At 69.1% G+C, this 24,002-nt stretch carries 26 protein-coding genes and 1 tRNA gene; 21 read left to right on the forward strand and 6 right to left on the reverse strand.

The genetic code is table 11. The features are described 5' to 3' along the window. The first annotated feature begins 28 nt into the window (after nucleotides 1-28). The 8 genes from HNR00_RS04525 (at nucleotide 29) to HNR00_RS04560 (ending at nucleotide 9,974) form a co-directional block, all read left to right on the forward strand. Nucleotides 29-616, forward strand: a complete 588-nt coding sequence (locus tag HNR00_RS04525; protein WP_183565581.1) for an ANTAR domain-containing response regulator — start codon at nucleotides 29-31, stop codon at nucleotides 614-616. Next, entirely contained in the window at nucleotides 613-1,626 is a 1,014-nt protein-coding gene (locus tag HNR00_RS04530) for a CmpA/NrtA family ABC transporter substrate-binding protein (RefSeq protein ID WP_183565584.1), read from the forward strand. The genes HNR00_RS04525 and HNR00_RS04530 overlap by 4 nt, the downstream gene beginning before the upstream one ends. Nucleotides 1,627-2,070: 444 nt before the next feature. Then, the gene (locus HNR00_RS04535) at nucleotides 2,071-3,360 is read left to right on the forward strand and encodes a CmpA/NrtA family ABC transporter substrate-binding protein (RefSeq protein WP_183565587.1); all 1,290 of its coding nucleotides are present in this window, start codon (nucleotides 2,071-2,073) and stop codon (nucleotides 3,358-3,360) included. Continuing rightward, a complete protein-coding gene (ntrB, locus tag HNR00_RS04540; protein ID WP_183565590.1) occupies nucleotides 3,360-4,223 on the forward strand; it encodes a nitrate ABC transporter permease in 864 nt (287 codons plus the stop codon). Before HNR00_RS04535 ends, ntrB begins: the two co-directional genes overlap by 1 nt. An 11-nt stretch (nucleotides 4,224-4,234) precedes the next feature. Continuing rightward, entirely contained in the window at nucleotides 4,235-5,029 is a 795-nt protein-coding gene (locus HNR00_RS04545; protein WP_183565593.1) for an ABC transporter ATP-binding protein, read from the forward strand. A 165-nt stretch (nucleotides 5,030-5,194) separates the two neighbouring features. Further along, nucleotides 5,195-6,430 (forward strand): NAD(P)/FAD-dependent oxidoreductase, encoded by a 1,236-nt coding sequence (locus HNR00_RS04550; RefSeq protein ID WP_183565596.1) that lies wholly within the window; start codon nucleotides 5,195-5,197, stop codon nucleotides 6,428-6,430. An 11-nt stretch (nucleotides 6,431-6,441) separates the two neighbouring features. Then, nucleotides 6,442-8,232, forward strand: coding sequence for a NirA family protein (locus tag HNR00_RS04555; RefSeq protein WP_183565599.1), 1,791 nt, complete (start codon nucleotides 6,442-6,444; stop codon nucleotides 8,230-8,232). Nucleotides 8,233-8,369: 137 nt separating this feature from the next. Beyond that, nucleotides 8,370-9,974, forward strand: coding sequence for a sulfite reductase subunit alpha (locus HNR00_RS04560; RefSeq protein ID WP_183565603.1), 1,605 nt, complete (start codon nucleotides 8,370-8,372; stop codon nucleotides 9,972-9,974). Between the two features lie 12 nt (nucleotides 9,975-9,986). On the opposite strand, the gene HNR00_RS04565 is transcribed toward HNR00_RS04560, so the two are convergent. Further along, a complete protein-coding gene (locus tag HNR00_RS04565; protein ID WP_183565606.1) occupies nucleotides 9,987-10,133 on the reverse strand; it encodes a hypothetical protein in 147 nt (48 codons plus the stop codon). Nucleotides 10,134-10,408: 275 nt separating this feature from the next. On the opposite strand from HNR00_RS04565, the gene HNR00_RS04570 reads away from it, so the two are divergent. After that, on the forward strand, nucleotides 10,409-10,624 hold the full coding sequence (locus tag HNR00_RS04570) for a hypothetical protein (RefSeq protein ID WP_183565609.1): 216 nt from the start codon (nucleotides 10,409-10,411) through the stop codon (nucleotides 10,622-10,624). A 57-nt stretch (nucleotides 10,625-10,681) separates the two neighbouring features. Then, nucleotides 10,682-10,993, forward strand: a complete 312-nt coding sequence (locus tag HNR00_RS04575; RefSeq protein ID WP_183565612.1) for a hypothetical protein — start codon at nucleotides 10,682-10,684, stop codon at nucleotides 10,991-10,993. 6 nt (nucleotides 10,994-10,999) lie between these two features. Here HNR00_RS04575 and HNR00_RS04580 read toward each other — a convergent pair whose 3' ends face one another. The 3 genes from HNR00_RS04580 to mntR form a co-directional block, all read right to left on the reverse strand. Continuing rightward, nucleotides 11,000-11,212, reverse strand: coding sequence for a hypothetical protein (locus HNR00_RS04580; protein WP_183565615.1), 213 nt, complete (start codon nucleotides 11,210-11,212; stop codon nucleotides 11,000-11,002). 91 nt (nucleotides 11,213-11,303) lie between these two features. Further along, nucleotides 11,304-11,612 carry a hypothetical protein gene (locus tag HNR00_RS04585; RefSeq protein WP_183565617.1) on the reverse strand — a complete coding sequence of 103 codons (309 nt, stop codon included), beginning with the start codon at nucleotides 11,610-11,612 and terminating at the stop codon, nucleotides 11,304-11,306. A 10-nt stretch (nucleotides 11,613-11,622) separates the two neighbouring features. Beyond that, nucleotides 11,623-12,093: a manganese-binding transcriptional regulator MntR gene (gene mntR, locus HNR00_RS04590; protein WP_183565620.1), complete on the reverse strand. Its 471-nt coding sequence runs from the start codon at nucleotides 12,091-12,093 to the stop codon at nucleotides 11,623-11,625. A gap of 314 nt (nucleotides 12,094-12,407) precedes the next feature. Between mntR and HNR00_RS04595 the strand changes: the two genes are divergently transcribed. Beyond that, complete coding sequence (locus HNR00_RS04595) at nucleotides 12,408-13,742, forward strand: Nramp family divalent metal transporter (RefSeq protein WP_183565623.1); 1,335 nt, start codon at nucleotides 12,408-12,410, stop codon at nucleotides 13,740-13,742. A gap of 36 nt (nucleotides 13,743-13,778) precedes the next feature. Here the strand turns inward: HNR00_RS04595 and HNR00_RS04600 are convergent, their stop codons facing one another. Both HNR00_RS04600 and HNR00_RS04605 read right to left on the reverse strand, forming a co-directional pair. After that, on the reverse strand, nucleotides 13,779-14,378 hold the full coding sequence (locus HNR00_RS04600; protein ID WP_183565626.1) for a PH domain-containing protein: 600 nt from the start codon (nucleotides 14,376-14,378) through the stop codon (nucleotides 13,779-13,781). A 139-nt stretch (nucleotides 14,379-14,517) separates the two neighbouring features. After that, nucleotides 14,518-15,411: a LysR family transcriptional regulator gene (locus tag HNR00_RS04605; protein WP_183565629.1), complete on the reverse strand. Its 894-nt coding sequence runs from the start codon at nucleotides 15,409-15,411 to the stop codon at nucleotides 14,518-14,520. 320 nt (nucleotides 15,412-15,731) lie between these two features. Here HNR00_RS04605 and HNR00_RS04610 point away from each other — a divergent pair, with 320 nt between their 5' ends. The 10 genes from HNR00_RS04610 to metK all read left to right on the forward strand — a co-directional run bounded on the left by HNR00_RS04610 (nucleotide 15,732) and on the right by metK (nucleotide 23,990). Continuing rightward, nucleotides 15,732-17,054: an SLC13 family permease gene (locus HNR00_RS04610; RefSeq protein WP_183565632.1), complete on the forward strand. Its 1,323-nt coding sequence runs from the start codon at nucleotides 15,732-15,734 to the stop codon at nucleotides 17,052-17,054. Between the two features lie 145 nt (nucleotides 17,055-17,199). Beyond that, complete coding sequence (gene sdhC / locus HNR00_RS04615) at nucleotides 17,200-17,601, forward strand: succinate dehydrogenase, cytochrome b556 subunit (RefSeq protein ID WP_183565635.1); 402 nt, start codon at nucleotides 17,200-17,202, stop codon at nucleotides 17,599-17,601. 11 nt (nucleotides 17,602-17,612) lie between these two features. Next, nucleotides 17,613-18,029 (forward strand): succinate dehydrogenase, hydrophobic membrane anchor protein, encoded by a 417-nt coding sequence (gene sdhD, locus HNR00_RS04620; protein ID WP_183565637.1) that lies wholly within the window; start codon nucleotides 17,613-17,615, stop codon nucleotides 18,027-18,029. 31 nt (nucleotides 18,030-18,060) lie between these two features. Further along, on the forward strand, nucleotides 18,061-19,881 hold the full coding sequence (gene sdhA / locus HNR00_RS04625; RefSeq protein ID WP_183565640.1) for a succinate dehydrogenase flavoprotein subunit: 1,821 nt from the start codon (nucleotides 18,061-18,063) through the stop codon (nucleotides 19,879-19,881). A gap of 113 nt (nucleotides 19,882-19,994) precedes the next feature. Further along, nucleotides 19,995-20,711 (forward strand): O-methyltransferase, encoded by a 717-nt coding sequence (locus HNR00_RS04630; RefSeq protein ID WP_246390295.1) that lies wholly within the window; start codon nucleotides 19,995-19,997, stop codon nucleotides 20,709-20,711. 23 nt (nucleotides 20,712-20,734) lie between these two features. Then, nucleotides 20,735-21,559: a succinate dehydrogenase iron-sulfur subunit gene (locus HNR00_RS04635; RefSeq protein ID WP_183565648.1), complete on the forward strand. Its 825-nt coding sequence runs from the start codon at nucleotides 20,735-20,737 to the stop codon at nucleotides 21,557-21,559. 72 nt (nucleotides 21,560-21,631) lie between these two features. Next, nucleotides 21,632-21,708: transfer RNA gene (locus HNR00_RS04640), tRNA-Arg, on the forward strand. A gap of 89 nt (nucleotides 21,709-21,797) precedes the next feature. Next, nucleotides 21,798-22,145 (forward strand): hypothetical protein, encoded by a 348-nt coding sequence (locus HNR00_RS25915; protein WP_312885995.1) that lies wholly within the window; start codon nucleotides 21,798-21,800, stop codon nucleotides 22,143-22,145. A gap of 117 nt (nucleotides 22,146-22,262) precedes the next feature. Further along, a complete protein-coding gene (locus HNR00_RS04650) occupies nucleotides 22,263-22,670 on the forward strand; it encodes a helix-turn-helix domain-containing protein (protein WP_183565651.1) in 408 nt (135 codons plus the stop codon). A gap of 144 nt (nucleotides 22,671-22,814) precedes the next feature. Continuing rightward, nucleotides 22,815-23,990, forward strand: coding sequence for a methionine adenosyltransferase (gene metK / locus HNR00_RS04655; RefSeq protein WP_183565654.1), 1,176 nt, complete (start codon nucleotides 22,815-22,817; stop codon nucleotides 23,988-23,990). Nucleotides 23,991-24,002: the final 12 nt, after the last annotated feature.

The following is a 24,002-nucleotide window of genomic DNA, read 5'->3' on the forward strand; positions in this document are numbered from 1 at the left end:
CACCGGACCCCTCGGAACCCGGGCCTCGATGACCGAGACCAGCCTCACCGTCGCCGTGATCGACCCGAGCCCCGCCCGCGCGGCGATCCTCGAAGAGGGTCTGCGCGCCTCGGGCGTCGAGCACGTCGCGGTCATCCCCGACGGGCCGGGCCTCCAGGCCCGCGTCGCCGCGCTCAAGCCCGACGTGATCGTGGTCCACTTGGAGAGCCCGAGCCGGGACGTGCTGGAGCAGATGTCCGGCCTGTCGCGGCAGGCCGAGCGGCCGGTGGCGATGTTCGTGGACCGCTCCGACCAGACCATGATGCAGGCCGCGGTCGATGCCGGCATCTCGGCCTACGTGGTGGACGGCCTGCGCGCCGACCGTATCCGCTCGATCCTCGACATCGCCATCCTGCGCTTCAACGCCTTCGCGAGACTCCAGCGGGAACTGGAGGAGGCGCGCTCGGAACTGGCCGACCGCAAGCTGATCGAGCGGGCCAAGGGCATCCTGATGGCGCGCAAGTCCCTCAGCGAGGACGAGGCCTACAAGCTGTTGCGGCGCCAGGCCATGAACGAGAAGCGCAAGATCGTCGACATCGCCCGCGCGATCGTCACCGCCGCGGACCTGCTCGGATGAGGCTCACCCTCGGATACGTCCCGCTCGCGGACGCCGCCCCGGTGATCGCCGCCGCGGCCCTGGGCTTTGCCCGCGACGAGGGGCTCGACCTCGCGCTGTCGCGCGAGCCGTCCTGGGCGACGCTCCGCGACCGGCTCGCGCTCGGCCATCTCGACGCCGCCCACATGCTCGGGCCGCTGGCCATCGCCAGCGCGCTCGGGCTGTCGGGGCCGTTGGCCGATCTCTGCGTGCCGATGGCGCTCAACCTCAACGGCAACGCCCTCACCGTCTCGAACGCGCTCTGGGCCGAGATGGCGCCGAAGAGCGACGCCCTGCCCGAGGTGGCCGCCGCCTTCGCCACGGTGGCGCAGGCCCGCGCCGCGGAAGGCCGGCCGCTGACGCTCGGCACGGTCCATCCGTTCTCGTCGCATTCCTACCAGTTGCGCCTGTTCGCGCGAGCGGGCGGACTCGATCTCGATCGGCACGTGCGCCTCGTCGTGGTGCCGCCGCCCGATACGGTGGATGCGCTGCGCCGCGGCCTGATCGACGGCTTCTGCGTCGGCGCGCCCTGGAACGCCGTCGCGGTTGCCGCCGGTTTGGGGCGCATCGCGGCGCTGGGCTGCGACATCGCCCCCGACTGCCCGGAGAAGGTGCTGGCCCTGCCGGCAACGGGGGCGGGTTTCGCGCCCGCCCTGATCCGCGCGGTCCACCGCGCCGGCCTGTGGTGCGCGCAGCCCGAGAACCGCCCGGCGCTCGCCGCCCTGCTGGGCGAAGAGGCCGGCCTCGGCCCCGACCGAGCGCTCCTCGCCCGGACGCTGGGCGGCGACCTGATCCTCGACGCCGCGGGCGCGACGCGGAGTGCGCCGGCCTATCTGCGCCTCGACGCGGCGGTCTATCGGCCGGACCCGGATCATGCGCGGTGGTTCGCGGCGCAGATGGCGGCCTGCGGGCAGGCGCAGGGCGACGACTTGGCCGAGCGGGCGGCGGCGCTCTACCGGCCGGACATGTTCGACGAGGCAACGGGGGGCTGAGCGCAGCGTCCGTCGCTGTTGACGCTCGGCGGAGAAGCCGCGGCCTTTCGGAGCAGGATGTCCGGTCCGTGTGCATCGGAACCCAGATCGCCCGCATTTTGTGCAGCGCAACCTCAGTGCCTGCAAACGAGGCATTGGCGCTGCCGCGATATTTCAGGACCGGCGACTGCCGCCCGCGCTCTTCCTCTCTCCGCGTGTGGGGAGAGGGGGCCGGCCGTCTTCGGCGCGCTGAACTCACGCGGCAGCCGCCGCCATCGACCTTCCCACTCCACTTGGCACGGTCCCTGCAACTGCCACCGCATGGGCCCGTCAACGACGACGCGCCCGACAGTCAGCAGAGCCGCTGATCCGGACCACTCGCACGCGGCGATTCGATCGCGCAGGCGATCCCGGACGGCGGCTTTTTTCATGCGCTCTCAGGGTGCGCTGGGGACGAGGAAGCGGATGAGCATCGATCACGGCAACACGACCCGCCGCGGCATCCTCAAGGGCGCCGCCGCCGCGCTGGCGCTGGCCGGCGCGGCCCGCGCCGCGCTGCCGGGCGGGGCGTTCGCGCAAGGCGCCGGGCCGGAGGTGAAGGGAGCCAAGCTCGGCTTCATCGCGCTCACCGATGCCGGCCCGCTGTTCGTCGCCAAGGAAAAGGGCCTGTTCGCGAAGTACGGGATGCCCGACACGGAGGTGCTCAAGCAGGCCTCCTGGGGCACGACCCGCGACAACCTCGTGCTGGGCTCGGAGGGCAACGGCATCGACGGCGCCCACATCCTCACGCCGATGCCCTACCTGATCTCGGCCGGCCGGGTGACGCAGAACAACGTCCCGGTGCCGATGTACATCATGGCCCGGCTGAACCTGAACGGGCAGTGCATCTCGGTCGCCAAGGAATATCTCGACAAGAAGATCGGCCTCGACACCAAGCCGTTCAAGACGGCCCTGGAGGCCAAGAAGGCGTCGGGCAAGGCGATCAAGGCCGCCATGACCTTCCCCGGCGGCACCCACGACCTCTGGATCCGCTACTGGCTCGCCGCCGGCGGCATCGATCCCGACAAGGACATCGAGACCATCGTGGTGCCGCCCGCCCAGATGGTGGCGAACATGAAGGTCGGCACGATGGACTGCTTCTGCGTCTGCGAGCCGTGGAACGCGCAGCTCATCAACCAGGGCATCGGCTACACCGCGCTCACCACCGGCGAATTGTGGAAGGACCACCCGGAAAAGTCCTTCGCGATGCGCGCGGCCTTCGTCGACAAGTATCCCAACGCGGCCAAAGCCCTGCTGATGGCCGTGATGGAGGCGCAGGCCTGGTGCGAGAAGCCGGAGAACCGCGAGGAACTCGCGACAATCGTCGCCAAGCGCCAGTGGATCAACGTACCGGTCGCCGACGTGATCGACCGGATGAAGGGCAAGTTCGATTACGGCACCGGCCGCGTCGTCGAGAACAGCCCCGTCATGATGAAGTACTGGGACGATCACGCCTCGTACCCCTACCAGTCCCACGACCTCTGGTTCCTCACCGAGGACATCCGCTGGGGCAAGTTCGACGCCCAGACCGATACGAAGGCGCTGATCGCCAAGGTCAACCGCGAGGACCTCTGGCGCGAGGCCGCCAAGGCGCTCGGCGTCTCGGGCCCGGCCTCGACCTCGCGGGGCGTCGAGACCTTCTTCGACGGCAAGGTCTTCGATCCGGCGGACCCCGCCGCCTACCTCAACAGCCTCGGCATCAAGAAGGTCGCGTGATGGCTCTCGGTGCAACCCTCGGAACGGCCGTGCGTGACCGCCTCGCGGTCAAGGCGCGCGGTCCCCTGATCACCAAGGCGGGCCTGCGCGGGATCGCCGCCCGCATTGTCCCTCCGGTCGTCGTGCTGGCGGGATTCCTGCTCCTGTGGGAGGTGTTGTGCTCCTCCCCCACCGCCGGCCTGCCGCCGCCCTCGCGCGTGGTGACGGACGCCTGGGACATCATCGCCGATCCGTTCTTCGACAACGGCGGCACCGACAAGGGCCTGTTCTGGCACATCACGGCGAGCCTCCAGCGCGTGGCGCTCGGCTTCTCGTTGGCCGTCATCGCGGGCGTGCTGCTCGGCACGCTGGTGGGCCAGTCCGAATGGGCGATGCGCGGCCTCGACCCGATCTTCCAGGTGCTGCGCACGATCCCGCCGCTCGCCTGGCTCCCGCTCTCGCTCGCCGCCTTCCGCGACGGCCAGCCCTCGGCGATCTTCGTGATCTTCATCACCTCGATCTGGCCGATCATCATCAACACCGCGGTCGGCATCCGCAACATCCCGCAGGATTATCGCAACGTCTCGGCGGTCATCCGGCTCAATCCGATCGAGTTCTTCTACAAGATCATGCTGCCCTCGGCCGCGCCGTACATCTTCACCGGTCTGCGCATCGGCGTCGGCCTGTCCTGGCTCGCCATCGTCGCGGCCGAGATGCTGATCGGCGGCGTCGGCATCGGCTTCTTCATCTGGGACGCGTGGAACTCGTCGCATATCAGCGAGATCATCGTCGCCCTCGTCTATGTCGGGCTCATCGGCTTCGTCCTCGACCGTGTGGTCGCGGGGCTCGGCGTGCTCGTCACCCGCGGCACCAGCGCAGCCTGAGGAGCGAACCCATGGCCCATCTCTCCCTCTCCCAGGTCGGCATCTCGTTCCGCCGCGGCGGCAAGACGTCGGAAGTGCTGCGCGACGTGAACCTCGACATCGCCAAGGGCGAGTTCGTCTCGATCATCGGGCATTCCGGCTGCGGCAAGTCGACGGTGCTCAACATCGTCGCCGGCCTGCTCAAGGCCTCGACCGGCGGCGTGCTGCTCGACGGACGTGAAGTGAACGCGCCCGGTCCCGACCGCGCGGTGGTGTTCCAGAACCACTCGCTCCTGCCCTGGCTGACGGTGCGCGAGAACGTGGCGCTCGCCGTCGACAAGGTCGCGAAGGGCAAGAAGACCCGCGCCGAGCGCACTGAGTGGATCGAGCACAACCTCGCGCTGGTGAACATGATGCACGCCGCCGACAAGCGCCCGGCGGAAATTTCGGGGGGCATGAAGCAGCGCGTCGGCATCGCCCGCGCGCTCGCCATGGAGCCGACCGTGCTCTTGATGGACGAGCCGTTCGGCGCGCTCGACGCCCTGACCCGCGCCCATCTCCAGGACCAGCTCATGGAGATCCAGATCCGCCTCAGGAACACCGTCATCATGATCACCCACGACGTGGACGAGGCGGTGCTGCTCTCCGACCGCATCGTGATGATGACGAACGGGCCCTCGGCCACCATCGGCGAGATCCTGCCCGTGCCGCTGGCCCGTCCCCGCCGCCGGCTCGATCTGGTGGAGGACGCCACCTACGTCCACGCCCGCGCCGCCGTGCTGGAGTTCCTCTACGCCCGCCACGCCAAGCCGGCCATGGCGGCCTAACCCCGATCCCACCCTCCCCCTCATCCTGAGGTGCCCGCGCGAGCGGGCCTCGAAGGCGGGCTCCAGGGATCGCAAGCAGACCGGAGGGCTCTCTCAAAGCCCTCCGCTTCGCTCCGGCACCTCAGGATGAGGGCCAGGGTAGGACATCCCAAGAAAAGCATCGCGATGCCGACAGAAACCCGAAAACCGAAGGAAAGGCTCGTCGTCGTCGGCAACGGCATGGCCTCGCTCCGCTTCCTCGAGCGGCTGACCGAGCGCGCGCCGGGCCGGTTCGACGTGAGCGTGGTCGGCGCCGAGCCGGTGGCAGCCTACAACCGGGTGCTGCTGTCCTCGCTGCTCGGCGGCGAGGTGGACGAGGCCGCCTGCGGCTTCCGCCCCCTCCCCTGGTACGAGGAGCACGGCATCCGCCTCGTCACCGGCGCGCCGGTCACCGAGATCGACCGGGCCAACCGGCTGGCGATCGTCGGCTCGGCGCATGTGCTGCCCTACGACCGGCTGGTGCTGGCGGTGGGCTCGCTGCCGATCCGCCTGCCGCTGCCGGGCATCGACCTGCCCGGCGTGCTCACCTTCCGCGATTTCGCCGACGTGGCGGCGATCCGCAAGGCCGCGGTGGAGCATGCCAAGGCCGTCGTCATCGGCGGCGGGTTGCTCGGGTTGGAGGCCGCGGTCGGGCTCGCCCGGCTCGGTGTGGATACGACCCTCGTCCACGTGATGGACCGGGTGATGGAGCGCCAGCTCGATCATACCGCCGCCCGCCTCGTGCGGGCCGCGATGGAGGCCCGCGGCGTCAAGGTGATGCTGTCCGCCAACACCGCGGCGATCGAGGGCGAGGGCAAGGTCGAGCGCCTCCGCATGAAGGACGGCAGCGTGATCCCCGCCGACCTCGTGGTGATGTCCGTCGGCATCCGCGCCTCGACGGCGCTGGCGCAATCCTGCGGGCTGGCCTGCGGGCGCGGCATCACGGTCGACGACCGGATGACCACCTCGGACCCGGCCGTCTTCGCCCTCGGCGAATGCGCCGAGCATCGCGGGTTCGTCTACGGCCTCGTCGAGCCGGCCTACGAGCAGGCCGAGGTGCTGGCGCGACACCTCGTCGGCGAGCAGGCCACCTATCCCGGCACGTCCCTTGCCACGAGCCTGAAGGTGTCGGGCCTGCCGGTGTTTTCGGCCGGCGTGGTCGACACGCCGGAAGGCGCCGAGGCGGTGGTGATGCACGACGCGTCCGCCGGGCTCTACCGCAAGCTGATCATCGCCGACGGGTGCCTGTTGGGCGCGGTCTTCGTCGGCGACATCTCCGAGCAGGCGCGCTGCAAGGCGCTGATCCGCGACCGCACGCCGCTCGATCCGAACGACCGGGACGACCTGATGTTCGGCCCGGCCCCCACATCCCTCGCAGCGTGAGTGAGGCAGCGATGGCAGACGACTTCAACGCCGAGCAGAAGCGCTATCTCGAAGGCTTCGCCTCGGGGATCGCCGCCGCCCGGATGACCGGCGGGCTCGCGATCGGACAAGCCCCCGCGGGCGGCGTCACCGAGCCGACCGGCCCGGACGCGATCCACATCAAGGCGCAGGAGGCCACCGTGAAGGCGGGCGGCAAGCTCTGCGATCAGGAGAAGTGGAAGCGGGCCGAGAACCCGTTCGAGGGCCACAACCGCCTGATCGCGGAGGCCGCGACCGGCAAGGCGCCGAAGCCCGAGGACAATTTCCGCTGGCGCTATCACGGCCTGTTCTGGGTCGCGCCGACCCAGACCTCCTACATGTGCCGCCTGCGCATCCCCAACGGCATCCTGCATCACTGGCAGTTTTCCGGCATCGCCGATCTGGCCGACGCCCATGGCGGCCCCTACAGCCACGTCACCACCCGCGCCAACCTTCAGGTGCGCGAGATTTCGCCCGAGCACGGCCAGGCCTTCCTCGACGGGCTGACCGATCTCGGTCTGACCGCCCGCGGCTCGGGTGCGGACAACATCCGCAACGTCACCGGCTCGCCCACCGCCGGCATCGACGCGCAGGAGCTGCTGGACACGCGGCCCTTGGCCAAGTCCTGGCACAACTGGATCATCAACGACCGCTCGCTCTACGGCCTGCCGCGCAAGTTCAACGTCGCCTTCGACGGCGGCGGCGTGATGCCGGTGCTCGAGGAGACCAACGACATCGGCTTCCAGGCGATCGAGGTGTTGGAGGGCGCCGCGGTGCCGGCCGGCGTGTGGATGCGCCTCGTGCTGGGCGGCATCTCCGGCCACAAGGATCTCGCCCGCGACACCGGCATCGTCCTGAAGCCCGAGGATTGCAACAAGGTGGCGGACGCGATCATCCGCGTCTTCATCGAGAACGGCGACCGGACCAACCGCAACAAGAGCCGGATGAAATACGTCCTCGACGCCTGGGGCTTCGACAAGTACCTCGCTGCCGTCGAGGAAAAGCTGGGGCGCAAGCTCGACCGGGTCGCGCCGGAGCATGTCGCGCCGAGGAAGCCCACCGACCGGTTCGCTCATGTCGGCGTGCACCGGCAGGTGCAGCCCGGCCTCAACTGGGTCGGCGTCGTCCTGCCGGTCGGCAAGATGACCACCGACCAGATGCGCGAACTCGCAAAAATCTCCGTCGAGTGCGGCGATGGCCAGATCCGCCTCACCGTCTGGCAGAACTTCATCTTCTCCGGCGTGCCGGACGCCAAGGTCGCCGAGGTCGAGGCGCGGGTGAAGGCGCTCGGCCTCACGGTCGAGGCCGCGGGCATCCGCTCCGGGCTCGTCGCCTGCACCGGCGCCCGCGGCTGCAAGTTCGCGGCCTCCGACACCAAGGGCCACGCGCTGATCATCGCCGACCATGTGGAACAGGCGGTGCCCGGCCTCGACGTGCCGGTGAACGTCCACCTCACCGGCTGCCATCACTCGTGCGCCCAGCACTACATCGGCGATATCGGCCTGATCGGCGCCAAGGTCGTGGTCTCGGAAGAGGGCGACACCGTCGAGGGCTACGACATCGTCGTCGGCGGCGGTTTCGCCGAGAACCCGAAGATCGGCACCGAGATCTGGAAGGCCGTGAAGGCCGAGGACGCGCCGGCCCGCGTCGAGGCCCTGCTCAAGACCTACCTCGCCTTGCGCGAGAACAAGGACGAGAGCTTCCAGTCGTTTACGGCGCGCAAGGGCCCCGAGGCCCTGCGCGACGCGGCGCAGGAACAGCCGGTCCTGAAGGCCGCGGCGTAGTCTCTCCTCCCCCTTGCGGGGAGGAGCCGGAGGTGGGGGTGGTTCAGGATTGAGCGACCCGGTGCCTCCTGCCCGACCCCCACCCCTCCCCGCAGGGGGGAGGGAATCACGGTCCGTCTCGCTTCTCAGGTCTGCCCATGACCCAGCACGTCACGCCCCCGCTCGTCCTGATCCCGGAAAACGCCCCCTTCAGCCCCGACCAGCGCTCCTGGCTGTCGGGCTATTTCGCCGCACTCCTCGGCCCGGCGGTGGAAGGTGCCACCGCGCTGGCGCCCGGCGAGGGGCCCTCGACCGGTCCGAAACTCGCCGACAACGACGACGCGCCCTGGCACGACCCGTCGATGCCGATCGGCGATCGGATGGATCTGGCCAAGGACAGGCCCGAGCCGCAGAAGCTGATGGCGGCCATGGCCCAGCAGGATTGCGGCCAGTGCGGCTACAACTGCGCCGACTACGCCAACGCCATCTTCCTCAAGAGCGAGGAGCGCCTGAACCTTTGCCAGCCCGGCGGCAAAGAGACGATGCGCATGCTCAAGCGGCTGGACGAGGAGTTCGGCGCCTCGGGCGGCGCCGCGGCTCCGAAGGCGGATGCGGGGGATGCGCCGAAGAAAGAGCCGGAACTCGGGCCGCTGGGCTTCTGCCGCGAGAACCCGGTCGAGGCGACCTTCCTGTCGCGCACCCGGCTCAATGCGCCGGGCGGCGAGAAGGAGACGTGGCACATCGAGATCGATCTGAAGGACACGCCGATCACCTACGAGGTCGGCGATTCCCTCGGGCTTTTTCCGGCCAACGCCCCGGCGCTCGTCGATGCGGTGATCGCCGAACTCGGCGCCCGCCCCGAACGCAAGATCGGCGGCAAGACCCTGCGCGACCGCCTGATGACCGAGTACGCGCTGGGCGCTGCGCCCGACAACCTCTACCAGCTCCTCTCGCTCCTCACCGCGGGCGAGCAGCGGAAGAAAGCGCAGGCGCTCGCCGCGGGCGAGGACCCGGACGGCGACGCCGCCCATCTCGACGTGCTCGGCGCGCTCCACAAGTTCCCCGGCGCGCGCCCCGACGCGGAAGTCTTCCTCGAAGCCCTCGACGAGTTGCAGCCGCGGCTCTACTCGATCTCGTCCTCGCCGAAGATGGATGTGGGCCGCGTCTCGCTCACGGTCGATGCGGTGCGCTACAACCACCGCTCCCGCCTTCGCCTCGGCGTCGCCTCGACCCATCTCGGCGAGCGCATGCCGGAGCAGACCAAAGTCAAAATCTACCTGCAGAAGGCGCACGGCTTCGCCCTGCCGGAGGATCTTTCCAAGGACGTCATCATGTGCGGGCCGGGCACCGGCATCGCCCCGTTCCGCGCCTTCCTGCGCGAGCGTGCCGCCACGCAGGCGCCCGGCCGCAACTGGCTGTTCTACGGCCACCAGCGGCAGGCCTCGGACTTCTTCTACCGGGACGAGCTGAACGGCCTGAAGGAGGACAAGGTTCTGACCCGCCTGTCGCTCGCGTGGTCGCGCGACGGTGCGGAAAAGACCTACGTGCAGGACCGGATGCGCGAGAACGGCGCCGAGCTGTGGAAGTGGCTGGAGGGCGGCGCCCACTTCTACGTCTGCGGCGATGCCAAGCGCATGGCCAAGGACGTGGAGCGCGCGATCATCGACGTCGCCGCGAGCCACGGTGGCAAGAATCCCGACGAGGCGGTGGCCTACCTCGCCGCGCTCAAGAAGGCGGGCCGCTATCAGGCCGACGTGTACTGATCAGCGGCTCGATTACAGTTCCAGCCGCTGCCGGTCGATCTCGGCTAGAATCGCCTCGGCGTCGATGCAATCCTCGTAGGGCGCGTTCCTGATCTCGTGGATCAGGAACGCCACGCACAGAACGCCGAAACAGGCGACCCCACAGACCACGAACGACACGGCCATCTCCCCCGAGGATGGTTCATTGTTTCTTAACAAACGATGGAGCGCATACCGCCCGCAGGGAATCAAGTCCCGGACGCGATCTCGGCAATAAAATCGGCGGTTCGCCTCGGTCCGAATCCGCAGGCACTGCAAGCGCCACCGCAAGCGGCCTCGTCTTCTCCCGTAAGCGCTGCGAACATCAATGGAGACAGCGGCGCCGGTCCGTTCCGGCCCGCCCTCGCGCGCGTGTCCTCTCTGGCGTATGATGAATACGGGAGGAGATCTCATCCATGCGCTACACCGTACACTGGACCGGCCCCGCGGGGTCGTCCTCCGCCGAGCCCCACGCCGTCGGCGTCCGGGCGGCGGAGCGGGCCATGACCTTCGCCAGCATGGGCGCCTCGGACGTCTACGTGGAGACGGAGGACGGCCGGGTTTTTCGCGCGCCCGCACAGATGGCGGCGCTCGTCCAATACGCCCAAACTACCGACGGCGAGCGCGGCTGAGGCTCGCTCCGGCCTCGGTTGGCGGTGGCCGATCGGTCAGCCGAGGGACGTCGGACCATGTGGGTCTCGATCTGGACCGGCGGCGACGCCGTCACGGAGCGCCCGCTCTGCCTGCTCGTCCACTATCTGCTGGGCATCGACGTCCTGTGCCTGATCACGGTGCAGGGGCTCGCGGTGTTCCTGCTCGGCGTCAGGGAGCCGGTCAGCCTGCCCTGGATGATCGCCACGGTCGTCCTGATCGTGGCGCACGCCGCCTTCGCCTTGCTGTTCGCCTGGATCGACGGCGAGGAGATCCGAACCGAGGCCGGTTCGGACACCGAATACACGATCAGCGAAGGGTCACAGAGCGATGGATCGAGTTCCGGCTGAGCCGGCCTATCGTGGCTCCCGCCCCATCAACTGCCACTCGAACACGAGTTGGCGCAGGCGTTCCTGGGCGGCCTGGCGGGCCTCGTCGAAGGTGGCGTAGCTCTGCGGGCTGTGGCGCCGCGGCGTGCCCTTCTCGAGGATCGAGCAGACGAAGCGGTCCGGCACGCGCCAGCACCGCCTGACGTCGATGGAATAGGGGTGGGTGGTCCGCTCGGCCATACCCCATTGTGCCATGGCGTCGCGCGCGATCCAAGCGAGACCGCGCCGTCCCGACGCCTGGAGGCCGATCCCGATCGATCGGGCCGCGCCCTCACGCGTCGTCCGGCTCTTGCGCCGGGCGCAGGGAGCGCTCCAGTGTCTCCAGCACGGTGTTGGCGAGCGCCGCGTCGGGATCGTCGCGGAACAGGGCGTCGCGCAGCATGGCAAGGTAGCCCTCCAGCCGCTCGTCGTAATGGTCGGAATCGATCGAGCGCAGCACGCTGGCCAGGAACCCGACCGCCATCTGGTGGGCCACCTGCTTGGCGCCGAGATCGGCCACGCTCTCGGCGAGGTTGGTCACCGCCGCGTCGTGCCGGGCGCTGACGGCGGCGAGCGCGGCGAGTTGCTGGTTCAGTTCCATCCGTTATCCCTCAGGACCCCAGGCGCGCGTCGGCGAAGCGGCGGAACGCCTCCAGGGTCTCGGCGCTGACATGGTGCTCGATGCCCTCCGCGTCGCGCCGCGCCGTCTCGGCGCTGACGCCGAGGGCGCAGAGGAAGCGCTCGACGATGCGGTGGCGCTCCCGCGACTGCTCGGCCAGCGCCTGACCCGCCGCCGTGAGGAACACGCCGCGATAGGGCCGCTGCTGCACGAGCCCTTCCTCGGCCAGCCGCTTGAGCATCTTGGCCACCGTCGGCTGGGCGACGCCGAGGCGGGCGGCGATGTCGACCTGCCGCGCCTCGCCGCCGTCGCCGATCAGGTCGGCGATCAGCTCGACGTAATCCTCCACGAGTTCCAGCCGACGCGCCTCCCGCGCCTGCCGGAAGCTCTCGACATGGACCTCCGGATCGACGAGCGGCGTCCCGTCATCGGGCTCGGCGGACTCGCGCGGCGATTCCTGCATGATGGACGGCGCTCTCCTCGGCAGGGGCTGGTTCGGCTGCGGCACGAGGGCCGCATCGCGGAGTTCCTCTCTAGCGCAAGCCGGGGCGAAGCGGGAATCCCGCGGTCGAGGGATCGGCACCCCTTGATGAAAGCACCGGCGCAGCTTTATAGCTGATGCTATAAACGAACCCGGCGCTCCCGGCCGGGTTCGCCTCTCCGGCTCGCCACCTCACGCCGCCCTCCCCCGCTCGCCGGAGGCGCGGCCGGGTGCGGGCCGGGCGGAGGGAGAGGCCTTGGGATAGGGTTCGGCCGCCGATGCGAATGGACACCGTCATGGATCGTGTTTCCCCGCCCGCTTCCGAGGCCCGTGACGCAGGCCCGAGCCTCGGCGCGCTCAACGGCAGTGTGCCGGTGCTGGCCGGCGGCTCGTGGCTGCGCCGCCTCGTCGCCTTCCTCGGCCCCGGCTACATGGTCTCGGTCGGCTACATGGACCCCGGCAACTGGGCCACCGACATCGCGGGCGGCGCTCAGTTCGGCTACACCCTGCTCGCCGTCATCCTGCTCTCGAACCTGATGGCGATCGTGCTGCAGGCGCTCGCCGCGCGGCTGGGCATCGCCACCGGCCTCGACCTCGCCCAGGCCTGCCGCGCGCGCTACCCGCGGCCCGTGGGCTTCGCGCTGTGGCTGATCTGCGAGGCGGCGATCATCGCCTGCGACCTCGCCGAGGTGATCGGCACGGCGATCGCCCTCAAGCTCCTGTTCGGCATCCCGCTGACGCTCGGCGCCGTCATCACCGCGCTCGACGTGTTCGTGGTGCTGCTGCTGCTGCGCCGGGGGTTTCGCGCGCTCGAAGCCTTCGTGATCGGGCTTCTCGTCATCATCTTCGTCTGCTTCGCGATCCAGATCGTGCTGGCCGCGCCCCCGGTCCAGGCGGTGCTCGGCGGCTTCGTGCCGTCCCGCGAGATCGTGACCAACCCGGCCGCGCTCTACATCGCCATCGGCATCATCGGCGCCACCGTGATGCCCCACAACCTCTACCTCCACTCGTCCATCGTGCAGACCCGGGCCTACCCGCGCACCGAGACCGGCCGGCGCGAGGCCCTGCGCTTCGCGGTGACCGATTCGACCATCGCCCTGATGCTGGCGCTCTTCGTCAACGCCGCGATCCTGATCCTGGCCGCCGCCGTGTTCCACGCGGGCGGGCGCACCGATGTCGAGGAGATCGAGCAGGCGCACGAACTGCTCTCGCCGCTGCTCGGCGTCGGCCTCGCCTCGACGCTGTTCGCCGTGGCCCTGCTGGCGTCCGGCCTCAACTCGACGGTGACCGCGACGCTCGCCGGCCAGATCGTCATGGAAGGCTTCTTGCGGTTGCGCCTGCCCGACTGGGCGCGCCGCCTCGTGACGCGGGGCATCGCCATCGTGCCGGTGGTGATCGTCACCGCGCTCTACGGCGATCAGGGGACGGCCAAGCTCCTCGTGCTGAGTCAGGTCGTGCTGTCGATGCAGTTGCCCTTCGCGGTGATCCCGCTGGTGCGCTTCGTCTCCGATCGCGGGCTGATGGGTTCTTTTGTCATTCCGCGCTGGCTGGCGGCGCTGGCCTGGGGGATCGCGGGCGTGATCGTGGTGCTGAACGTCAAGCTGCTGGTCGACACCGTCCTGGGCGGCTGACGGGCTCGGGCGCCCGCCGCCGACCGGTGGCCATCGTCAGGCGCGGATGTAGCGCTCGAAGAAGCTGCCGAAGTCCCGCGTGTTGCTCGACGCCGCGTTGGTCGCGGCCAGCAGCGCCTGGAACTGGCGAGAGAGAGCGTCCTCGTCCGCGGCGGCCCCGATCTTGAAGGCCGAGGCCACGGCGGACAGGCAGGGCTGGACGTTGTTGCGGGCGACCTGATCCCGCATCTGCTGATGGCTGATCGCGATCAGCGCCTTGTAGACGTCCTTCAGCGCCTCGATGAAATCCTTGCGCACGTCGATGCTGAAGGAGGCCGAGCCGATCTGGAACTTGAGCTCGATGTCCCGGTCGACGGTGCCGGCCGTCTCGATCGAAACGGCGTTCACGCCGTAATGCGCGAACTCGTAGCGCCTGATCGAGCGCTTGGACGAGACGGCCGAGTCGCCGTCCACGTGGATCAACGCGAGGTTGGTGAAGCAGTATTCGTCCTTCTTGGACTTGATCAGGAAGTAGATCTTCTCGCCGTCCTCGTGAAACAGGTAATCGTCGGCATCGACCCTGGCGTAGTCGGAGGGCGGCACGATGACGCCGATGTCGCTCAGGCCCATGGCCTCGGCGGCGATCCGTTTGAACATGCGCTCCTCCCAGCCGAACGAGCGGAGATCTGCTGCGACGTGCGGTCCGCCCGAATCGGGGCGAGGGTGGCACAGGCCGCCCGAGCGTGGAAGCGCCGCCGCCCGCCGTCGGGCCCGGCGGCCGTCGCGCGAGGGGCGCTCACTCCGTGGCGGCCTGCAGATGCGCCACGAATTCCTGCGCGAAGGGCGGAAGCGCCTCGAGGTCGCGCAGGCACAGCATCAGGTCGCGGGCGGCCCAGGGATCGCGCAGCGGCACGATCGCGATGTCCATGACGCGCCGCGCCCGCCGCGCCGTCGTCTCCGGCACGATGCCGAGGCCCACCCCGCATTCCACCAAGCGGCACACCGCATCGAAGCTGCGCAACTGCACCCGCAGCCGCATCGGCCGGCCGATCCGGGCGGCCTTGTCGGCGAGGAAGCGGGTGAGCGCGCTCGGCCGATCGAGGCCGACGAGGTCGTGCTCCAGCACCTCGGCGAAGTCGAGGGTCTCTCGAGCCGCGAGCGGATGGCCGGGCGCGACGACCGCCACGAAGCGGTCGTGCCGGAACGGGAAGGTCTGGAGCCGGCCGGTATCGACGGTGCCGGCGACGATGCCGAGATCGGCCGCCCCGTCGGCCACCATGCCGACGATCTCGTCGGACGTTCGCTCCTCGATATCGACGCTGACGCCGGTATGGAGCGCGAGATAGGCCGAGAGCGCCTCGGGCAGGAATTCGGTGAGCGCGTTGGTGTTCGAGAGCACTCGGATCTGGCCCACCGCCCCGCCGGCGAAGACGGACAGGTCGCCCTGCATCCGCTCGATCTGGGCCAGCAGCTCGCGGGCATGGGCCAGTAGGGTGCGTCCGGCCTGGGTCGGGCTCACGCCCTGGCGCCCGCGGACCAGAAGGGCTGCGCCGAGCGAGTCCTCCATCGCCCGGATGCGGGTCGAGGCGGCGGCGAGCGCGAGATTCGCCCGCTCGGCCCCATGGGTGATCGAGCCGGCCTCGACCACGTGGCGGAACAGGTTCAGATCGACGAGGTCGAAGCGCATCATCGGAAAAAACCCCTCCCCCCTCTGCGGGGGAGGGTGCCTGCGAAGCAGGCGGGAGAGGGGAGCGACGCTTCCGGAAAGTGCGGAGCCAGCCCCTCACCCGACCCCCTTCGGGGGCCACCCTCTCCCGCGGAGGGGAGAGGGGAACGCGCAGCGCCGTTTGCGGCCATCCTGAACCCTCCGCGTTCGCCGTTCGAGCAGCGACTCCATCGGCCCTGCTCTATACGAGAGGGCGCCTTCCCCACCAGCCTTCGCCGTCGGCGAAGCCTCCCACCACGAAAGCCGAATTGCGAACAATTCAAATTCGCGTTTGAACCCCGCCCATGGGCGCCGCGGCACAGATCATGGGAGCGCAGGGCACGGTCGCGGCGACCGGCGCTCTCCTCGTGCTGTGCATGGGCCTGTGGGCGACCGGGCTGGTGGCCGAGGTCGTGACCGCGCTGCTGTTCTTCGCCGTCGCGATGCTGCTGAAGCTCGCCCCGGCCCAGACGGTGTTTTCCGGCTTCGCGTCGTCCGCCTTCTGGCTGGTGACCGGCGGCATGGTGGTCGGGCTCGCCATGAACCGCACCGGGCTGGGCGACCGGCTCGCCCGGATGCTCGCGGCCCGGCTGCCCGCCTCCTATCCCGGGTTCGTGGCCGGCCTCGTCGCCTTCTCCTTCGCGCTGGCCTTCGTGATGCCGTCCAATCTCGGGCGCATCGCCGTGATGGTGCCGGTGCTGATCGCGCTCTGCGACGCCTTCGGCCTCAGGGCCGGGCGGCCCGGCCGGACGGGAGCGATCCTGGCGTTCGGCATCGCCACGCCGATGCTGTCGGCGGCGATCCTGCCGGCCAACGTGCCGAACCTCGTCATGGCCGGTACCGCCGAGACGCTCTACGGCGTGCATCTCTCCTACCTGCCCTACCTGTTCCTGCACGCGCCGGTGCTGGGCTTCGTCAAGGGCGCGATCCTCGTCGCCTGCACCGTGCTGATCTTCCCCGACCGGCTCGACGGGGCGCGTCCCACCCTCCCCCCGCTGCCGCCGCTGTCTGCGGAAGAGCGGCGGCTGTCGGTCATCCTCGCGATCATGCTGGGGCTCTGGCTCACCGACGGCTGGCACGGGATCGCCCCGGCCTGGATCGGGCTCGCGGCGGCGGTGATCTGCCTGCTGCCGGGCGTCGGCGTCGTGTCGGCGGCGAGTTTCTCGGACATCCCGCTGCGGACCTGTTTCTATATCGCCGCCCTGTTCGGGCTCACGGCCGTCGTCAACGAGACCGGCCTCGGCGCCAGGATCGGCCACGCATTGCTCGCCGTCGCGCCCCTGGAGCCGGGCGCGCATGCGAAGAATTTCGCCACCCTCGTCGGGCTGTCGATCGGCTTCCTGTTCGCCGGCACCGCCAACGGCGCGCCCGCGCTCTACACGGCTTTGGCGGGAGAGTTCTCCGCCGGTTCCGGCCTCGACCTGATGAGCGTGCTGATGGTGCAGGTGGTCGGCTACTCGACCCTGTTCCTGCCCTATCAGGCGCCGCCGATCGTCATGGCGATGGATCTCGCCGGCCTCACGTTGAAGGATGCGACGAAGCTGACAGCCGTGAGCGGCCTCGCCTCCCTGATCGTCGCGGTGCCCCTGGCCTATCTCTGGTTTCGCCTGGCCGGGAGGTTGGCGTGAGCGTGAGACAGATCGACCGTTTCGTCATTTCGCTTCATGCTGCGGCGCAGCATGGGGCATTGCCCGGCAAAGCCCGGCGCCCTAACCCTTCATTCGAAAAAATCCAATCTCCGATTCCGCACCGGACGCGAGGACACTGACCGCGATGGCCCCAACCGTGAGACCGACGGTCGCCCAGCCGCTCTCGCCCCATCTCCAGATCTACCGCTGGACCTGGACCATGGCGATGTCGGTGTTCCACCGCATCACCGGCACCGCGCTCTACGGCGGCACTGCCCTCGTCGCGATCTGGCTCGTGGCTTTGGCGTCGGGCCCCAAAGCCTACGACACGGTGGCGTGGTTCTTCGGCTCGTGGATCGGGCGTACGATCCTGTTCGGCTACACCTGGGTGCTGATGCACCACATGCTGGGCGGCCTGCGCCACTTCGTCTGGGACTTCGGCTACGGCTTCGACCGCGACCGGCGCCTCGGGCTCGCCCGCGCGACGCTGATCGGCTCGATCGTCCTCACGATCGTCATCTGGGCGCTTGCCCTCGTCCTGCGCTGAGAGCCGCCGCCATGTCCCAGGTCGACAACCGCCAGAATCCCGCGCTCTCCATGCGCACCCCCCGCGCTCGGGTGAAGGGGCTCGGCGCCTCCGGCCACGGCGCCGACCATTTCTGGCTCCAGCGCCTCACGGGGGCTGCCAACGCGCTCCTGATGCTCGCCTTCGTGGTGATCATCGCCAAGATGGCCGGCCGGACCTACCCCGAGGCGGTGGCGCTCGTCGCGCACCCGCTCGTGGCGATCATCCTGATCCTCGCCGTCGTCTCGGTGACCCTGCACATGCGGCTCGGCATGCAGACCGTGATCGAGGACTACGTGCACGGCCACGGCCTGAAATACGCGGCGCTCGTCGCCAACACCTTCTACGCCGTCGCGGTCGCCGCCGCCTGCCTCTACGCGATCATCCGCGTGGGCCTGGGCGGGCTTTAGATCGCTTCCTTCAGCTTCGAGGACTGACCCCATGGCCTCCAACGGATCGAACGGCAGCGGCGCCCCGGCCTATGCCATCACCGACCACACCTTCGACGTGGTGATCGTCGGCGCGGGCGGCGCGGGTCTGCGTGCCACCGTCGGCTGCTCGCAGGCTGGCTTGCGCACCGCCTGCATCACCAAGGTGTTTCCGACCCGCTCGCACACGGTGGCAGCGCAGGGCGGCATCTCGGCCTCGCTCGGCAACATGGGCCCGGACGACTGGCGCTGGCACATGTACGACACCGTGAAGGGCTCGGACTGGCTCGGCGATCAGGACGCGATCGAGTACCTCGTCCGCAACGCCCCCGCCGCGGTCTACGAGCTGGAGCACTGGGGCGTCCCGTTCTCCCGCACGGAAGAGGGCAAGATCTACCAGCGGCCCTTCGGCGGCATGACCACCGATTACGGCAAGGGCACCGCGCAGCGCACCTGCGCCGCGGCCGACCGCACGGGGCATGCCATGCTCCACACCCTCTACGGGCAGGCGGTGAAGAACAAGACCCAGTTCTTCATCGAGTACTTCGCCCTCGACCTGATCATGGACGAGGACGGGCGCTGCCGCGGCGTCATCGCCATCGATCAGGCGACCGGCGAGATCCATCGCTTCCGCGCCCAGCAGACGATCCTGGCCACCGGCGGCTACGGCCGCGCCTATTTCTCGGCGACCTCGGCGCACACCTGCACCGGCGACGGCAACGCCATGGTGCTGCGCGCCGGCCTGCCGCTGCAGGACATGGAGTTCGTGCAGTTCCACCCGACCGGCATCTACGGCGCCGGCTGCCTCATCACCGAAGGCGCGCGCGGCGAAGGCGGCTACCTCACCAACTCCGAGGGTGAGCGCTTCATGGAGCGCTATGCGCCGTCGGCAAAAGACCTCGCCTCGCGCGACGTGGTCTCGCGCTCCATGACCATGGAAATCCGCGACGGCCGCGGCGTCGGCAAGAACAAGGACCACATCTTCCTGCACCTCGACCACCTCGACCCGAAGATCCTGCACGAGCGCCTACCCGGCATCTCAGAATCGGCAAAAATCTTCGCGGGCGTGGACGTGACCAAGGAGCCGATCCCGGTCCTGCCGACGGTCCACTACAACATGGGCGGCATCCCGACGAACTATCACGGCGAGGTGCTGACCTTGAAGAACGGCGACCCCGACACCGTGGTCCCCGGCCTGATGGCGCTCGGCGAGGCGGCCTGCGTCTCGGTCCACGGCGCCAACCGCCTGGGCTCCAACTCGCTGATCGACCTCGTGGTGTTCGGCCGTGCCGCGGGCCTGCGCTGCGCCGACATCGTCGAGCCCGACGCCCGCCAGCCGGAGCTGCCGCGGGATTCGGCCGAGAAGGCGCTCTCGCGCCTCGACCGCTTCCGCACCGCCGACGGCGGCACCCCCACCGCGGAACTGCGCGACCGGATGCAGCGGACCATGCAGAACAACTGCGCGGTTTTCCGCACCGGCGAGGTGCTGGAAGAGGGCCAGAACCTGATCCACGACGTCTGGCGCGGCATTGCCGACGTGAAGGTCTCCGACCGCTCGCTCGTGTGGAACACCGACCTTCTCGAAACCCTGGAATTCGACAACCTGATCGGTCAGGCGGTGGTCACCATGGACTCGGCGGCCAACCGCAAGGAAAGCCGTGGTGCCCACGCCCGCGAGGACTTTTCCGAGCGCGACGACAAGGAGTGGATGAAGCACACGCTCGCGTGGCTCGATCCGAACGCGCACGCGACCAACATCGATTACCGCCCGGTGCATACCTACACGATGTCGAACGAGATCCAGTACATCGAGCCGAAGGCGCGGGTGTATTGAGATGAGGACCGTGTCGCGTGTTCAAGCGGAAGCAGCCTAAGGGGGCGCCGGACGGGTCCGGCCTCCTCCGCAGCGGCGCCCCGGCGGAGCCGCCTTCCTCCTGGCAGGAGATCATGGAGCGCCATGGAGCCTGGATCGATCCGGCGGTCGAGCTCGCGCGCGCGACCAACCCGGCTGAGGCCGCGTTCTTCGCGCAGGAGGACCGGCTCGCCACCAAGTGGCACCACTATCTCGAGGTCTACGACCGCCATCTGTCGCGCTATCGCGGCAAGCCGGTCCGCATCCTCGAGCTCGGCATCTTCCAGGGCGGGTCCCTGCAGATGTGGCGGCGCTATTTCGGGCCGGATGCGGTGATCCACGGTCTCGACATCAACGAGGCCTGCACGCAGATCGACGAGCCCGGCATCACCGTCCATATCGGCAGCCAGTCCGATGCCGGGCTCCTGCGGCGCATCGCCGAGGCGATGGGCGGCATCGACGTCGTGATCGACGATGCGGGCCACATCAGCCCCGATCAGATCGCGAGCTTCGAAACCCTGTACCCGCTGATGGCCCCCGACGGGGTCTACTTCGTCGAGGACGTCCATGCCTCCTACTGGCCGGACCTCGGCGGCGGCCTGCGCGCGCCCGGCGCCTTCATGGAATACGCCAAGCGTCTGCTCGACCGGCTCCACGCCCGCTACGTGCTCGATCCCGACCCGTTCCCGCGCGATCCCGGATTTGCCGACGCGACGCAGGGCATCGCCTTCCACGACAGCATGGTGGTGTTCGAGCGGCGGCGGAAGCCGCCGCCGCGAGCGCTCACCGTCGGCCACCGCACCCTCTCCTGACGTTTCGCAAGCGAAAGCCGGCCATGGCCCAGTTCAATCTCCCCAAGAACTCCCAGGTGACCGAAGGCAAGTCCTGGCCCGCCCCCGAGGGCGCCAGGAACCTGCAGGTGTTCCGCATCTATCGCTGGAACCCCGACGACGGAAAGAACCCGCGCATCGACACCTACCGGGTCGACCGCGACGATTGCGGGCCGATGGTGCTCGACGCGCTCCTGTGGATCAAGAACAAGGTCGATCCGACGCTCGTCTTCCGCCGCTCCTGCCGCGAGGGCATCTGCGGTTCCTGCGCCATGAACATCGAGGGGCAGAACGCGCTCGCCTGCACCATGGGCATCGACGAGTGCCGCACCCCCGACAACGCCCTCCCGTTCCTGACCCGCAAGGACAAGGACGGCGCGGTGCGCATCTATCCGCTGCCGCACATGCCGGTGCTAAAGGATCTCGTGCCGGACCTGACCAACTTCTACGCCCAGCACGCCGCGATCGAGCCCTGGCTCCAGACCGAGACGCCGTCGCCCGAGAAGGAGTGGAAGCAGACCCCGGAGGACCGCGCCCGGCTCGACGGCCTCTACGAGTGCATCCTGTGCGCCTGCTGCACCACGAGCTGTCCGAGCTACTGGTGGAACGGCGACAAGTTCCTGGGGCCGGCGGCCCTGCTCCAGGCCTATCGCTGGCTGATCGATTCCCGCGACGAGAACACCGGCGAGCGCCTCGACGCGCTGCACGACCCGTTCCGGCTCTATCGCTGCCACACGATCATGAACTGCGCCAACACCTGCCCGAAGAACTTGAACCCGGCGAAAGCCATCGCCGAGATCAAGAAGATGATGGTCGAGCGGGCGGTCTGAGCGCAGTCCGAACACGGAGCGGCGGCGTCGGGTTGGCGCTGCTCCGCATCGATGCTAGGTGTCGTGCTCAACGTCTCCGTAGCTCAGCCGGACAGAGCACAGGTTTCCTAAACCTGGGGTCGGAGGTTCGATTCCTCCCGGGGACGCCATCGTCCACCCCGTTCGCGTCCGCCGTGCAACCCGCGCGAGGCTCGGCCGTTGGTCCGCCGATCCGGCGCCGTTGCCGGCAGGGACCGGTATGGGCGACGACACGACCAGCGCGACGACGAAACCCCGCCCCGTCACCTTCCTCGGACGCGGCCTCGCCCTGCGCTCGCGCGACCGGCTCACCCTTCTGGTCTGCCCCCTCTGCTCGCAACGCAACGGCGAGCGGATGGCCGCCCTCGGCACCTGCGTCTGGTGCGGCTACGAGCCGTCGGCGCGGGACGAGCAGCCGCTCTCCGTCGAAGTCACATCCGTCGAAGTCCCGTCCGCCGAGCCGGAAGCTCGCACCGAGCCGGACGCTCGATCCCGGCCGGGAAGCCGCAACGCGGGCGGTCGCTCGGGCCGCTCCGATCATCCCGTGATCCGGGCTCGGACCTGTTGATATTTTATAACAAATGAGATTCTCTGTGGGTCGTCGCACTCGCCTCGATCCCCGAGGCTTGCGCCCTGGAACGATTCGGTCGAACCAGACTGCGAAGTCGGAGTCGCGCGGAACCAGATGGCAGGCCAGAAGACCGACGAGCGCGACGTTCTCCTGGGGCAGCGCATCGCCGAGCAGCGCAAGCGATCGCGCCTGACCCAGCGTGCCGTTGCCGACAGCTTCGGGATGTCGGCGGCGCAGCTCCAGAAATACGAGAAGGGCGTCAACCGGATCAGTGCGATCCATCTCGCCGTCTTCAGCCGGATGACCGGGACGCCGATCTCCGAATTCCTCGACGGTATTCCGCACCCGGACGAGGCGGTCGAGCGCGGCTTCGCCGAGACGCCGCAGCCGCCGCTCGTCGCCGAGCCCTGGTCGAACCTCGCCCGCGCTTTCGCCCGCCAGATCTCCGAGAGCTTCAGCGAGGAGCAGCGGCGGGACATCTCCGCCGCGATCGAGGCGTTCGGCCGCGAGTTGAAGGGCTGACGGACCGGCGCCCGTTCGATATAACGGACGTTTCCGCCGTTCCGGCTTGACCCTCCTGACTCGCGGTGCGACAAGCCGCACTCCTTTATGAACGGGTCAAGCGCTGCCGCGGAGCTGCGCGCCCGTCGCTTGGGGGTGCATTCGATGCCGCGTTCAGACTTCCTGTTCACCAGCGAATCCGTGTCCGAAGGTCACCCCGACAAGGTGAGCGATCGGATCTCCGACACTGTGGTCGACGCCTACATCGCGGCGATGCCGGAGGCCCGTCTCGGTGTCGAGACGCTGACCACGACGAACTACATCGTGATCGCCGGCGAGGTGCGCGGCCCCGATTCCGTGACCTTCAAGGATCTGGAGGAACTGACCCGCGAGGCCGTGAAGGACATCGGCTACGAGCAGTCCGGCTTCCACTGGAAGAACAACCAGATCGACATTCGCCTGCACGCGCAGTCCGCCGACATCGCCCAGGGCGTGGACGCCTCCGGCAACAAGGACGAGGGCGCGGGCGACCAGGGCATCATGTTCGGCTACGCATCGGACGAGACCCCGGCGCTGATGCCGGCCCCGATCTACTACGCCCACAAGATCCTCAAGGACCTCGCCGACGCCCGCAAGGCCAAGCAGGGTGACGCCGCCAAGCTCGGCCCCGACGCCAAGAGCCAGGTGACCGTGCGCTACGCCGACGGCCGCCCGGTCGAGGCGACCCAGATCGTGCTCTCGACCCAGCATATCGACGAGTCCCTCGACTCGGCCGACGTGCGCGCCATCGTCGAGCCTTATATCCGCGCGGCCCTGCCGCAGGATTGGGTCACCGACAAGACGGTGTGGCACGTCAACCCGACCGGCAAGTTCGTGATCGGCGGCCCCGATGGTGACGCGGGCCTCACCGGCCGCAAGATCATCGTCGACACCTACGGCGGCGCGGCGCCCCACGGCGGCGGCGCCTTCTCGGGCAAGGACCCGACCAAGGTCGACCGCTCGGCGGCCTACGCGGCCCGCTACCTCGCCAAGAACGTCGTCGCCGCCGGCCTCGCCCGCCGCGCCACGATCCAGCTCTCCTACGCCATCGGCGTGGCCAAGCCCCTGTCGATCTACGTCGACCTGCACGGCACCGGCACTGTCGACGAGGCCAAGCTCGAGGCGGTCCTGATGGACGCCCTCGACCTGTCGCCCCGCGGCATCCGCACGGCGCTCCAGCTCAACAAGCCGATCTACGCCCGCACCGCGGCCTACGGCCATTTCGGCCGCGAGCCCGATGCCGACGGCGGCTTCTCCTGGGAGAAGACCGATCTGGCCGACAAGCTGAAGTCGGCCTTCTGATCCTGAACCGCC

The sequence above is a fragment of the Methylorubrum rhodinum genome (assembly GCF_014199935.1).
In the GTDB taxonomy this organism is placed as follows: domain Bacteria; phylum Pseudomonadota; class Alphaproteobacteria; order Rhizobiales; family Beijerinckiaceae; genus Methylobacterium; species Methylobacterium rhodinum.